We start from the raw sequence: 12,169 nt of genomic DNA on the forward strand, positions 1-12,169 counted from the left end.
TGCGATTTTTCCCGCCCGAGGCCTCCATGTCCACGACGATTTCGCCGCTCGCGCCGAAGAAATACCCCAAAATGCCGGAGATCGAAGGGGTGCGCATCGCCACCGCCGAGGCAGGGATAAAGTACAAGAGCCGCACCGATCTTTTGACCATGGTCTTCGATGAAGGCACCGCGGTCGCCGGCGTGTTCACGAAATCGAAATGCCCTTCGGCGCCGGTCGATTTCTGCCGGCAGAATCTCGGTGCAGGCAAGGCCCGGGTGCTGGTCGTCAATTCCGGGAACGCCAACGCCTTCACCGGCAGGAAAGGCCGCGAGTCGACCGCGCTGACCGGCGAGGCGGCGGCGAAGGCGGCCGGCTGCACGGCAGCGGAGGTTTTCCTGGCCTCGACGGGCGTCATCGGCGAGCCGCTCGACACCAGCAAATTCAGCCACCTGCTGGCCGGGCTGGTCAGCAACGGCAAGCCCGGGCTGTGGACCGAGGCGGCAAAGGCGATCATGACCACGGATACCTATCCGAAACTGGCGACTGCGACCGTCAAGCTCGGCGATACCGAAGTCACCATCAACGGCATTTCCAAGGGCGCCGGCATGATTGCGCCCGACATGGCGACGATGCTCTCCTTCATCGCCACCGATGCGCCGATCGCCGCCCCCGTCCTGCAGGATCTGTTGTCGCGCGGCACGGCCAAGACCTTCAACGCGGTCACCGTCGACAGCGACACGTCGACCAGCGACACGCTGCTGATCTTCGCCACCGGCAAGGCCGCCAAGCGCGGCGCGCCTGACATAACCGATCCCAAGGATGCCCGTCTCGGCGCGTTCCGCCGGGCGCTCGGCAAGGTGCTGAAATCGCTGGCGCTGCAAGTGGTGCGCGACGGCGAGGGCGCCCGCAAGCAGGTCGAAGTCACCGTCACCGGCGCCAAATCGGCGCGCTCGGCCAAGCGCATCGCGCTGTCCATCGCCAATTCGCCGCTGGTCAAGACGGCGGTCGCCGGCGAGGACGCCAATTGGGGCCGCGTCGTCATGGCCGTCGGCAAGGCCGGCGACCCCGCCGATCGCGACCGGCTGTCGATCTGGTTCGGCGACAACAGGCTGGCGCATGAAGGCGAGCGCGACCCCGGCTACTCCGAGGCCGCGACGTCGGCCTACATGAAGCGCGACGACATCCGCATCCGTGCCGATATCGGCATCGGCCGCGGCAAGGCGACGGTGTGGACCTGCGATCTCACCAAGGAATATGTCGCCATCAATGGCGATTATCGGAGCTGACGGTTTTGAGCTCCAGGCATCCGGCAAGCATGCTCGCGATCGTACGCCGCTACGAGGCGGCCGGCTTTCGCGCCTGGCCGGCAGCCGCCGTCCACTATGACGGCACCTGGGTGGTGCGGCTGACCGCCGGCCATCCGGCCAAGCGGCTGAACTCGGTCAATCCGCTCGATCCCGGCGATATCATGCACATGGCCGACCGTATCGGACGGGCCAGCCGCCGTTTCGATGCCTATGGAAGGCCGCTGACGTTCCGCATGTCGCCGCTGTCGGGTCCCGATCTCGCCAGCCATCTCGACCGCGAGGGCTGGAGCCGGTTCGACGAGTCGCTGGTCATGCGGCTGCCGCTGGCCGGCGCGCAGCTCGACGCCGCCATGGACCAGATTCCGCTCAAGGACATCAGCCGCTTCATCGGCGCGTTGCTCAAGGTCAGCGGTTCGGATGTTTCGCTGCGCCCCGGCCTGTCAGAGATCATCGGCGCCATCCAGCCCGAAGCCGGGCTGTTCGCGCTCGAAGATGGAGCCGAGGCACTGGCAACGCTTATCTGCGTGCATGACGGCGATCTCGCCGGCCTGTTCGAGGTCGCCACCGACAGATCGGCGCGCAACAAGGGCCATGGCCGCAACCTGATCCTGTCGGCGCTCAAATGGGCGCGGCTGCGGGGCGCGCGGGAAGCCTGGCTGCAGGTCGAGGCCAACAACGTGCCGGCGCTGGCGCTCTACCATTCGCTCGGCTTCGAGGAAGTCTATCGCTACCACTACCGCCGGCCGCCGGGTCATGAATGATGTCGTGACCGCCGGCAAACGCCTGCTCCTGGTCGCCGCCTGCGCGCTGGTCGATGCCGACGGCCGGGTGCTTCTGGCGCAGCGGCCTCAGGGCAAGCAACTTGCCGGATTGTGGGAATTTCCCGGCGGCAAGGTCGAGCCCGGCGAGACGCCGGAACAATGCATCATTCGCGAACTGCATGAGGAAATCGGCATCGAAACCGACATCCCATGCCTGGCGCCGCTTACTTTCGCCAGTCATTCCTACGACGATTTCCACCTGCTGATGCCGCTGTTCATTTGCCGCCGCTTTCGCGGCATAGCCCAGCCCAGGGAAGGGCAGACGCTGAAATGGGTGCGGCCGAAGCAGATGCGCGACTATCCGATGCCGCCGGCCGATGCGCCGCTGATCCCGTTCCTCATCGATCTGCTCTGAGGTTCGCGTCCGGTCGCTTCCTGCCGAGGCGTGTATCAGCCAGCGTTAATGGAAGATTTATCTCGTCGTGAAAAATTGAAGCATGGCCGTTCGCGGCCGAGCCGTCGATTTGCCGGGGAGCGATAGCATGAGCCTAGACAGGGATTGGGACTCGATCCGGCCCGAGCGCGGTTTTCGCGCCGCCGATGCGGGCATGGGCATATTGCGCATCACGCTGCTGTTCGGTTCGGCCGCGGTGGCGCTGGCGCTGATTGCAACCCCTTTCCTCGACAGCCAGACACGCTCGCTGTCGGCCCGTGATGGTTTCGGCGGGCTTGACATGGCGGCGACAGGCTCGATCGGCCATCGCGAAACCTACACGCTGCGCCGCAGCGTGCTGCAGCCGCAACCGAGCTCGGTCTGCATCATCAGGTCCAATGGCAGGAGCAGCGGCGACTGCTGACATGGTTAAGAGATTTCGGAAAGGCGGCGGTTTCATCGCCTGTTAAGCCTTTGCCGTTAACCTTTCTTAACAGGTCGGCGGTAAGGTCCCGGACAGAGGGGTTGAGGCCATGAAAGCAGTGCTGCTGGGTTTTCTGAACGACGAGACCGGCGCCACGGCCGTCGAATATGGCGTCATCATCGCCGTGCTGTCGCTGGCCATCGTCGGCGGTATCGGTGAGGTCCGCGACGGGATCATCTGGCTGTTCAGCGACAACAACAGCAAGCTTGCGAACGCTTTCGCACCCACGCCCTGATCCGGCTTTCCGCGCCTGCGGGCAGGATCATTGCCCGCCGGGCGCCTCCAGGATTGTTCTCAGCGAGACCTTGGCCGACCCTGGCTTAAGCGGTTTTTGCTGCGATGCGTCGGGCGCCCAGCCGGACATCCAGACAATCGAGAAACTTGCCCTCACGCGGCCGTCGGGGTCGGAAAACCGCTCGGCGTAGATTTCCGCCGCGCGGGCAAACAGCTTGCGCGAGCCCGGCCGCCGGCTGCGATCGGTGAGCGCAGAGGTTTCGCCCATGGCCCGCAGATCCGCCATCAGGTTGAACAGGCTGGCATAGCGCACCGTCACCGTCTCTACGTCGGCGACCGGCAGAGCGAGACCGGCGCGCTGCAGCAGCGCACCGGCATCGCGCACGTCGGTAAACGGGGCGACACGCGGACTGGCGCCGCCGTAAAGCTCGGTCTCGGCCGAAAGCAGGCTTTCGCGCAACTCGAAAAGCGTACCGGCGCCGGCAAAGGCGCCGAGGAAAAGCCCATCCGGCCGCAACGCACGGCGGATCTGGATCAGCATGCCGGGGATGTCGTTCATGGCCTGCAGCGACAGAAGCGACACCGCCAGATCGAGGCTTTCCGCTTCGAACGGCACGGTTTCGAGCGGTGCGATCAAGCCGGCGCCGCCACCGCTCAGGAAGGCCGTGTCCGCCTCGACGCGGACGATGTCGGCGACCTTGCCGCTTTCGGCGAGCGTTTCGGCTGCTGCCGGCGTCTGGCAAAACAGCACAGCCGCCTTGCCGAACCTGCGCTCGACGGCACCCAGCCGGTCGGCAAGGTCCTCGGCCGTGCGGCGCATGAGGAAGTCCGCACCGTCGACCGGATGAGCAAGGGCGCGCCGCTTGTGCGCCAGCCATAGAGAGGTATCCATTATCGGCTGCAACGGGCAGATCCTTTGTTTGTCCACGCTCCGGGATCGTTGATATAGTGGCGCGCAGGAGCAACCACGTGGCCGATCCGATGCCCAAGATCAAGTCCATCGCGATCACGAACCTGGCGCGGTCGGTTGTCGGCTGGCCGGCGCGTATGCTGTTTCCGCCGGTCTGCGCCGGTTGCCGCCGGCATGTCTCGCAGCCAGGCGTGCTGTGCGGCGCCTGCTGGCCGAAGCTCAGGCTGCTGGAGCGGCCATGGTGCCCGGTCATGGGCACGCCGTTCACCCATCATATGGGCGAAGGCTTTCTGTCGGCCGAGGCGATTGCCGATCCGCCGCCTTTCGAGCGGGCGCGGGCGGCGGTCGCCTATTCCGGCGTTGCCCGCCAGATGGTGCAAGGGTTGAAATACCAGGATCGCACGGATCTGGCACCATGGATGGCGCGCTGGATGGTGCGTGCGGGTGCCGATCTCATCGCCGAGGCGGATGTGGTGGTGCCGGTGCCGCTGCACTGGCGGCGCTTTTTCAGGCGGCGCTTCAACCAATCGGCGGAACTGGCGCGGGCGGTCTCGGTGCTCAGCGAACTGCCCTTCGCCCCCTCGGCGGTGCGGCGCGTGAAACTCACCCGCCAGCAGGTCGGGCTGGAGCGCAGCGAGCGCGAGGAGAATGTGCGGGCGGCCTTTCGGGTACCCGCCGAGGCGGAAATCGAGATCGCCGGCCGCAGGGTGCTTTTGATCGACGATGTCTACACCACCGGCGCCACGGTGCGTTCCGCCACCAAGGCGCTGAAAAGGGGAGGTGCGGCCGCCGTCGACGTGCTGACCTTTGCCCGTGTGTTGCCGGGGGACTTTCGGGCGGACGAGTCCGCGACTATATAAGTCGGCAACGAACAGCGGAAATTCGTCATGGCCGATGTCACGATCTACACCCGTATGATGTGCGGCTATTGCACGGCAGCCAAGCGGCTGCTCGAGCGCAAGGGCGTCGTCTTTACCGAGCACGATGCCTCCTTCTCGCCGGAACTGCGCCAGGAGATGATCTCACGGGCGCATGGCCGCACGACCTTTCCGCAGATTTTCATCGGCGATACGCATATCGGCGGCTGTGACGACCTCCACGAGCTGGAGGCCGAAGGCCGGCTGGACAAACTGCTCGCCAACGGCGCGACGAATTAAGGGAATGACGATGGGTGTTTTCAAAGCCGCTGCGATCCAGATGCGTTCAGGCGAGAGTCCCGAGCGCAACGCGGTCGATCTCGAACGGCTGGTGCGTGAGGCGGCAAGCCAGGGCGCGACCTACATCCAGACGCCGGAAATGACCGGTGCGCTGATCCGCGACAAGGAAGCTCGCGCCGCCTCGTTTACGTCCGAAGACAAGGACATCGTCGTTTCGACCGCGCGCAGATTGGCCAAGGAACTCGGCGTCTTCCTGCATATCGGCTCGACCGCCATCCTGCGGGCCGACGGCAAGCTCGCCAACCGGGCGCTGCTGTTTGGCCCGGATGGTGCTGCGCTCGCCACCTACGACAAGATCCACATGTTCGATGTCGACCTCGACAATGGTGAGAGCTGGCGTGAATCCGCTGCCTACGAACCGGGCACCGAGGCCGTCGTCACCGAGATCGAGGGTGCAAAGCTCGGCTTTGCCGTTTGCTACGATTTGCGCTTTCCGCAATTGTTCCGCGCCGAGGCACTGGCCGGCGCCGATCTGCTTTCCGTACCTGCCGCCTTCACCCGTCAGACCGGCGAGGCGCACTGGCACGTGCTGCTCAGGGCCCGCGCCATCGAGAATGGCGCCTATGTCATCGCCGCCGCGCAGGGCGGCCTGCATGAGGATGGCCGCGAGACCTACGGTCATTCGCTGATCGTCGATCCGTGGGGCCGTATCATCGCGGAAGCCGCGCATGACGAGCCTGATGTGATCGTCGCCGAGATCGACCCGGCGCAGTCGCTTGCCGCGCGCAAGAAGATCCCCAATCTCAGGAATGCGCGGGATTTCGCCGTCAATGCCGGCTTGGGCGAGGCGCCGCGGCTCAGGGGTGCAGCCTCTTGATCCGCTTTGCCCTGATCTGCGAGCACGAGCACGAATTCGAAGGCTGGTTCCGCAGCAACGACGATTTCGACACCCAGAAGAAGCGCGGCTTTGTCGATTGCCCCACCTGCGGCTCGCACAAGGTGCAGAAGGCGCTGATGGCGCCGGCTGTCTCCACGGCGCGCAAGCAGGAAACCATAGCGCTCGCCATGGGCGAGGCGCAGAAGCAGGCTTTGGCACAGCTCAAGGCGATGGCCGAGAAGGTGCGCGAGAATGCCGACTATGTCGGCGACAAGTTCGCCGAGGAAGCGCGAAAGATCCATTTCGGCGAGAGCGACCCGCGCGGCATCTATGGCGAGGCGACGCTGGATGAAGCCAAGAGCCTGGCCGAGGACGGCGTCGAGTTCATGCCCATCCCGGTGTTCCCGGACGATCGCAACTGAATTCCGAGGGAGCTTTGCGCGACCCAGAAGCGATTGAGCCGGAACGCAGCATAAGAGCCGTCGTTGGCCGGTTGGCCCGCTGGGCCGCCGTGAAGCTTAGCGGTACCCGAACGGTCGACGGATTGCTCATCATCAGCGACAAGGGCACCGACAAGATCGTCGAGGCGCTTCAGCTTATTCGTGATTTTGATCCAGTGCGCTACAGACGGCTGCTTGGTGACGTAAGACAGGTATTCGTCACAACCCTTCCTGCTTCAGTCGCGCAATGGGCGAACTCCTCCAAGGCGTGCGAATTGGACGAGCGCCATATCATCAGCGAAGAGACGACGCCGGAATTGGTCGCTTCGATTATCGTCCATGAGGCCACCCACGCGCGGCTTATGCGATGCGGTATCGGCTACGAAGAGGCGTTGCGGGATCGCGTCGAGCAGGTCTGTCTGCGTCGAGAAATAGCCTTTGCGGCCAGATTGCCGACAGGAAAGGGCCGGGGCCAGCAAGCTGAAGCGACACTTGAGGCCATGCCGGACTTTTCCGACAAGGCGATGAGTGAGCGAAATCTCAGTGGTTTGCGAGATGCTCTGCTCTACCTCAACATGCCGACCCGGCTTGTCCACCTCACCGTATCATACCAGCGCTGGAAACACCGGCGCCGGTTCTCGCGGCAGCCTATGAACTGACCGGCTAGAGCATTTCACCGTTTCGCGGAAACGGCGAGCTGCTCTAACTATTTGTTTTGAAGCAATTCCAGGCGGAAAACTTTTCCTAGAATTGCTCTAGCCCATACTCCCGATCAATTTCTCAAGCAGCCGAGAGAGCGTCTCCTGTTCCGCCGGCGTCAAGCCCGAGAGAACCTCGTGTTCGTTGGCCACGTGGGCGGTAACGGCTTCATCGATCAAGGCCAGGCCCTTGTCGGTCAGCCGCACGACAATGCCGCGCCTATCGTTGGGATGCGGCCCGCGCAGGATCAATCCGGACGTTTCGAGCCGGTCTAGCCTGTTGGTCATGGCGCCGGACGTCACCATCGTCGCCTCGTAGAGAGCGGTCGGCGTCAGCGCGTAGGGAGAGCCTGAACGGCGCAGCGTTGCCAGCACGTCAAATTCCCCGGACTGCAATCCATAACGGGCAAACAACGGCGCCAGGCGCTCGCGGGCGATCAGCGAGGAGGCCTCGTTCAGCCGCCCGAGCACACCCATTGGCGAGACATCCAGATCGGGCCGCTCCCGCTTCCATTGCTCGATCGCTCTTGCTGCCCTGTCCAATTGTCTCACCATCATATATCTTGACGTTAAGAATCTTTCCATTATCTTATCATAACATGCAATGCCGGCCAAGGGCCGCGCTACAGGATTCGGTCAATGAAACTTCTCTGGGATTCGGCGCTCGGCCTGCTGGTCGTCACCGGCGGCCTGCTCGGCCTGACGCTGCCGTTCGGCAAGCTCGCCACGGCTGCCGACGTGCCGGCCATGGTCTGGGCCTTCGTCATCTCGCTCGGCGCCGGCGGGGTCTTGCTGTGCGTGCTCCTGGCTCGCGGCAAGCGGGTCCGGCTCACCGCGCACAAATTGCGCTATTTCTTCGTGACTGCCGCGGTGTCCTATGCTGTCCCCAACCTCCTGATGTTCTCGGCCATCCCGCATCTGGGCGCCGGCTACACCGGCATCATGTTCACCCTGTCGCCTGTCATCACACTGGTGTTCTCGATCCTGTTGCGTGTCCGGCGCCCCAACATGCTGGGCATTGTCGGCATCGCCGTCGGCTTCGTCGGCGCCGTCATGGTCGCGGTGACGCGCGGCGAGGCCGGCCAGCCGGCCGATTTGTTCTGGGTAGTGATGGGTTTGCTCATCCCGGTCAGCCTTGCCGTCGGCAACATCTATCGTACGGTCGACTGGCCGGACGGCACCGGCCCGATCGAGCTTGCCGTCGGCAGCCATCTGGCGTCGGCGGCGATGCTGCTTGCCGGCATTCTCCTCCTGTTCGGCGGCGAGGCTTTCGCGCCACTCGGCGGCGTGCCGCTGGTGGTCATCGCGCAGGTCGCGTCGGCGTCGGCTATGTTCGCCTTCTTCTTCAGGCTGCAAGCGGTTGGCGGCCCGGTCTATCTCAGCCAGATCGGTTATGTCGCGGCGGCCGTCGGCCTGTTTGCCGGAACCATCTTCCTCGGCGAGCACTATCAGCTGCTGACCCGGGCAGGCGCGCTCATCATCACCGCCGGCGTGTTCATCACCACCAGGGCACAAAGCCAGAAGGCGTGAGCGGTCGCAAGGGATCCGAATCACCTTCGCGCCTGGAGCCGATTTCACCTGAATTTGTATCCAGATCTGCTTTATCTTCCTGTTTGAGCGTGATCTTTTCCGAGGACCGTTCCCTTTTTGGAATCGTGCTCTGGAGCAAGCCATGAACGAACCGAAGACATCAGAGGCGACTGCTGTCGATGTAGCTGATTTTCGCGCCGCGATGCGGCTGATCGTCGGCAATGTCAGCGTCATCACCGCCGGCACCGGCGAGGATCGCTCCGGCCTGGTGGTCATTTCGGTCGTCTCGCTGTCGGCCGAGCCGCCCAAGGTGATCGCCTGCGTCAACAGGTCGTCGTCGACCTGGCCGGTGATCGAACGCTACCGGCATTTCGGCGTCAATTCGCTTGGGCCCAAGCATCAGCGCGTGGCCGAGCGGTTCTCCGGCTTTGGCGGCATCAAGGGCCAGGACCGCTATGAGGGCGCCGAATGGACGACGCTCAAGACCGGAGCTTTACTGCTTTCGGACGCGGTGGCCGCCTTCGACTGCAGCCTCGACGAGATGATCGATCGCGGCACGCATTCCATCGTCATCGGCTCGGTCGAGGCCGTGCGCACCCACGATGCCGGCCAGGCGCTGATCTACTGGCGCGGCGGCTACAGGCCGCTGAATTCTGAATAAGGCCAGAATTCAGAATAAGGTCAGACTGAGCCTTTTTCCGCCAGGACCATGTAGTTGACGTCCATGTCCTTCGAGCGTGCCCAGCGGTCGGCCAGCGGGTTGTAGGTGACGCCGGTGCGGTCGATGATGGTCAGGCCGGCGCCGCCAAGCGCCTTTTCGAGTTCTTCCGGGCGCACCAGCTTGCCGAACTGGTGGGTGCCGCGCGGTAGCCAGCGCAGCACATATTCGGCGCCGATGATGGCTAAGCCCAGCGCCTTCAGCGTGCGGTTGATAGTGGCCACGAACATGACGCCGCCGGGCCGCACCATCTCGCCGCATTTGGCGACGAACAGGTCGATGTCGGCGACATGCTCGACCACTTCCATGTTGAGGATGACGTCGAACTTTTCGCCGGCGTCGGCAAGGTCCTCAGCCGTCGTGGCGCGATAGTCGATGCTGACATTGCCCTCGGCGGCGTGCAGCTTGGCCACTTCGATATTGGTTTCGGAGGCATCCGCACCCACGACTTCGGCGCCAAGCCGCGCCATCGGCTCGCACAGAAGTCCGCCGCCGCAGCCGATGTCGAGGATGCGCAGGCCCTCGAAAGGCCTTGCAGCGCGCGGGTCACGGCCGAAGCGCGTTGCTATCTGGTCGCGGATATAGGCCAGCCGGACCGGATTGAATTTGTGCAGGGGACGGAACTTGCCGTTCGGGTTCCACCATTCGGCGGCAAGGGCGGAAAAGCGCTCCACCTCTCCGGCATCGATCGTCGATCGTCGGGGCTCTGGCATGGGTTGGTCTCCTCGACACTACAGCGCCGCGCGTCCTCTTGGACGCGCAAAGGACGCTGTAGCACTTTAGATTCTGCGCATGATCCTTTCCGAAATCGACTTCGATTTCGGGGTCATGCGCTAGGAAGTCGGGCGTGAGGCCGCGAATGTCAAGGCAACAATTTTCGATGCTGCCAAGGGGCTGACAGAGTGGCCGACCTACTTCGTGCCGAGCACGTCACGCAGTTTCGCCGCCAGTTGCTCGATGGTGAAGGGCTTGGCGAGGAAATGCACGTCGTGGTCGAGCACGCCGTTGTGGACCACCGCGTTCCTGGTGAAGCCGGTGGTGAAGATCACCTTCAGCAGCGGCATGCGGGCAACGGCCTCTTCCGCCAGCTTGCGGCCGTTCATGACGGGCATGACGATGTCGGTGAACAGCAGGGCGATGTTCGGGTTCTCCGCCAGTTTCTGCAACGCTTCCTCGCCGCTCGCTGCATGAATGACGGTGTATCCGAGTTCTCGTATGGCCTCAGTCGTGGAGACCCGCACGCGGGCATCATCCTCGACGACAAGGATCGTTTCGGTGACCGGTGCGGCGGTGTTGTCGCCTCGCCGCGTGGTCACGGCCGGCTCTTCGGCGCCGAAATACCGCGGCAAGTAGATCTTGATCGTCGTGCCTTCGCCGGGTTCGGAATAGATGTTGACATGGCCACCCGACTGCTTGACGAAGCCGAACACCTGGCTCAACCCTAGGCCGGTGCCCTTGTTGACCGCCTTGGTGGTGAAGAAGGGTTCGAAGGCCTTGGCGATGACATCGGGGGTCATGCCCGAACCGGTATCGCTGACGGCGATCATCACATACTGGCCGGCCGCGACTTCGGCATGGGCGGCGGCGTAGCTGTCGTCGAGATGGCTGTTGGCGGTCTCGATGGTCAGCTTGCCATCATCGCCCATGGCGTCGCGGGCGTTGACGGCTAGGTTGAGAACGGCGTTCTCGATCTGGCTCGGGTCGGCATGGGTTTTCCACAAGCCTCCCGCCAGCACCGTTTCGATACGGATGGTTTCGCCGAGTGCCCGCCGGATCAGGTCGGACATCCCGGTCAGCAGACGGTTGGCGTCCACGATCTGCGGCGCCAGCGGCTGCTGGCGCGAGAAGGCGAGCAGCCGGGCCGTCAGATTGGCGGCACGGGTCGCGGCATCGATCGCCGCGTCGATGAATTGTGCGATGTCGTGCTCGCCGCGCGCCAGCTTGCGCTGGGCGAGGTTCATGGCGCTGATGATCACCGCCAGCATGTTGTTGAAGTCGTGGGCGATGCCGCCTGTAAGCTGGCCGACCGCCTCCATCTTGTGCATCTGGCGGATCTGGGATTCGGCCTTTTCGCGAGTCTCGATCTCCTTACCGAGGGCGACGTTCTTGCGCACCAACTCATCCTGGGCGACGGCCACCTCACGGAAGCGGCGGCGCGATTCCCTGATCGCGTAGCCGGCAAGCAGGAAGATCGCCAGCAGCGCCGCCAGCGAACCGATGCGTAGCCAGGCCTCGACCTGGTCGGTATGCGCGTCGCGCGCGGCGACGGCTGCGGCGCTGATGCGTCGGACCGTATCCATGCTGGTCCGGATTTCGTCCATCACGGCCTTGCCCTGGCCGCTGCGAATCAGATCCAGCGCTTTCGTCGCATTGCCCTGGTCGTACAGGGCAATCGTCTCGGCCAGTTCAGCCTGCTTTTGCGAAAGCGCGTCCTTGATATGGTTGATCGGCTGGACGAGCTGGTCGTCGGGGGCGGTCAAGCTGTCGATGTGGGCAAGTTGGCCCGGAATGGCGCCGACAGCGCTCCGATAGGGTTCGAGATAGGATTTCTCGCCGGTCAGCAGGTAGCCCCGCTGGCCGCTCTCGGCTTCCTGCGCCAGAGAAAGCAGACCCGAAAGCAATTGCTGATATTCGATTG

The 12,169-nt window shown here is 63.9% G+C and carries 16 protein-coding genes; 12 read left to right on the forward strand and 4 right to left on the reverse strand.

Annotation, left to right across the window (positions count from 1 at the left end; all coding sequences use genetic code 11):
• Nucleotides 1-26 precede the first annotated feature (26 nt).
• The 5 genes from argJ to EOB59_RS19960 all read left to right on the forward strand — a co-directional run bounded on the left by argJ (nucleotide 27) and on the right by EOB59_RS19960 (nucleotide 3,202).
• A complete protein-coding gene (gene argJ / locus EOB59_RS19940; protein WP_128289066.1) occupies nucleotides 27-1,268 on the forward strand; it encodes a bifunctional glutamate N-acetyltransferase/amino-acid acetyltransferase ArgJ in 1,242 nt (413 codons plus the stop codon).
• A 29-nt stretch (nucleotides 1,269-1,297) separates the two neighbouring features.
• Entirely contained in the window at nucleotides 1,298-2,050 is a 753-nt protein-coding gene (locus tag EOB59_RS19945; RefSeq protein ID WP_127269617.1) for a GNAT family N-acetyltransferase, read from the forward strand.
• Nucleotides 2,043-2,465, forward strand: a complete 423-nt coding sequence (gene mutT / locus EOB59_RS19950; protein ID WP_127322229.1) for an 8-oxo-dGTP diphosphatase MutT — start codon at nucleotides 2,043-2,045, stop codon at nucleotides 2,463-2,465. Before EOB59_RS19945 ends, mutT begins: the two co-directional genes overlap by 8 nt.
• A gap of 127 nt (nucleotides 2,466-2,592) precedes the next feature.
• Nucleotides 2,593-2,907, forward strand: coding sequence for a hypothetical protein (locus tag EOB59_RS19955; RefSeq protein WP_013529445.1), 315 nt, complete (start codon nucleotides 2,593-2,595; stop codon nucleotides 2,905-2,907).
• A 109-nt stretch (nucleotides 2,908-3,016) separates the two neighbouring features.
• Nucleotides 3,017-3,202 carry a Flp family type IVb pilin gene (locus tag EOB59_RS19960; protein WP_013529446.1) on the forward strand — a complete coding sequence of 62 codons (186 nt, stop codon included), beginning with the start codon at nucleotides 3,017-3,019 and terminating at the stop codon, nucleotides 3,200-3,202.
• Between the two features lie 27 nt (nucleotides 3,203-3,229).
• Here the strand turns inward: EOB59_RS19960 and EOB59_RS19965 are convergent, their stop codons facing one another.
• Nucleotides 3,230-4,105 carry a methyltransferase domain-containing protein gene (locus tag EOB59_RS19965; protein ID WP_127809228.1) on the reverse strand — a complete coding sequence of 292 codons (876 nt, stop codon included), beginning with the start codon at nucleotides 4,103-4,105 and terminating at the stop codon, nucleotides 3,230-3,232.
• Between the two features lie 65 nt (nucleotides 4,106-4,170).
• Between EOB59_RS19965 and EOB59_RS19970 the strand changes: the two genes are divergently transcribed.
• The 5 genes from EOB59_RS19970 to EOB59_RS19990 are packed head-to-tail and all read left to right on the forward strand — an operon-like array spanning nucleotide 4,171 to nucleotide 7,244.
• The gene (locus EOB59_RS19970; protein ID WP_127809229.1) at nucleotides 4,171-4,971 is read left to right on the forward strand and encodes a ComF family protein; all 801 of its coding nucleotides are present in this window, start codon (nucleotides 4,171-4,173) and stop codon (nucleotides 4,969-4,971) included.
• A gap of 27 nt (nucleotides 4,972-4,998) precedes the next feature.
• On the forward strand, nucleotides 4,999-5,268 hold the full coding sequence (gene grxC, locus EOB59_RS19975; RefSeq protein ID WP_127397866.1) for a glutaredoxin 3: 270 nt from the start codon (nucleotides 4,999-5,001) through the stop codon (nucleotides 5,266-5,268).
• A gap of 10 nt (nucleotides 5,269-5,278) precedes the next feature.
• A complete protein-coding gene (locus EOB59_RS19980) occupies nucleotides 5,279-6,145 on the forward strand; it encodes a carbon-nitrogen hydrolase family protein (protein WP_127397868.1) in 867 nt (288 codons plus the stop codon).
• Nucleotides 6,142-6,567 carry a DUF1178 family protein gene (locus EOB59_RS19985; protein ID WP_023811158.1) on the forward strand — a complete coding sequence of 142 codons (426 nt, stop codon included), beginning with the start codon at nucleotides 6,142-6,144 and terminating at the stop codon, nucleotides 6,565-6,567. The genes EOB59_RS19980 and EOB59_RS19985 overlap by 4 nt, the downstream gene beginning before the upstream one ends.
• 14 nt (nucleotides 6,568-6,581) lie before the next feature.
• Nucleotides 6,582-7,244, forward strand: a complete 663-nt coding sequence (locus tag EOB59_RS19990) for a hypothetical protein (RefSeq protein ID WP_127322210.1) — start codon at nucleotides 6,582-6,584, stop codon at nucleotides 7,242-7,244.
• A 96-nt stretch (nucleotides 7,245-7,340) separates the two neighbouring features.
• Here EOB59_RS19990 and EOB59_RS19995 read toward each other — a convergent pair whose 3' ends face one another.
• A complete protein-coding gene (locus EOB59_RS19995) occupies nucleotides 7,341-7,826 on the reverse strand; it encodes a MarR family transcriptional regulator (protein WP_127397870.1) in 486 nt (161 codons plus the stop codon).
• Between the two features lie 96 nt (nucleotides 7,827-7,922).
• Here EOB59_RS19995 and EOB59_RS20000 point away from each other — a divergent pair, with 96 nt between their 5' ends.
• Both EOB59_RS20000 and EOB59_RS20005 read left to right on the forward strand, forming a co-directional pair.
• Nucleotides 7,923-8,813, forward strand: coding sequence for a DMT family transporter (locus EOB59_RS20000; RefSeq protein ID WP_128289067.1), 891 nt, complete (start codon nucleotides 7,923-7,925; stop codon nucleotides 8,811-8,813).
• Between the two features lie 142 nt (nucleotides 8,814-8,955).
• The gene (locus tag EOB59_RS20005; protein WP_128289068.1) at nucleotides 8,956-9,474 is read left to right on the forward strand and encodes a flavin reductase family protein; all 519 of its coding nucleotides are present in this window, start codon (nucleotides 8,956-8,958) and stop codon (nucleotides 9,472-9,474) included.
• 20 nt (nucleotides 9,475-9,494) lie between these two features.
• Here EOB59_RS20005 and ubiG read toward each other — a convergent pair whose 3' ends face one another.
• Nucleotides 9,495-10,244: a bifunctional 2-polyprenyl-6-hydroxyphenol methylase/3-demethylubiquinol 3-O-methyltransferase UbiG gene (ubiG, locus tag EOB59_RS20010; protein ID WP_127809232.1), complete on the reverse strand. Its 750-nt coding sequence runs from the start codon at nucleotides 10,242-10,244 to the stop codon at nucleotides 9,495-9,497.
• 198 nt (nucleotides 10,245-10,442) lie between these two features.
• Nucleotides 10,443-12,167, reverse strand: coding sequence for a CHASE3 domain-containing protein (locus EOB59_RS20015; RefSeq protein WP_245486677.1), 1,725 nt, complete (start codon nucleotides 12,165-12,167; stop codon nucleotides 10,443-10,445).
• Nucleotides 12,168-12,169 lie beyond the last annotated feature (2 nt).

The organism is Mesorhizobium sp. M7A.F.Ca.MR.176.00.0.0 (assembly GCF_004023165.1).
In the GTDB taxonomy this organism is placed as follows: domain Bacteria; phylum Pseudomonadota; class Alphaproteobacteria; order Rhizobiales; family Rhizobiaceae; genus Mesorhizobium.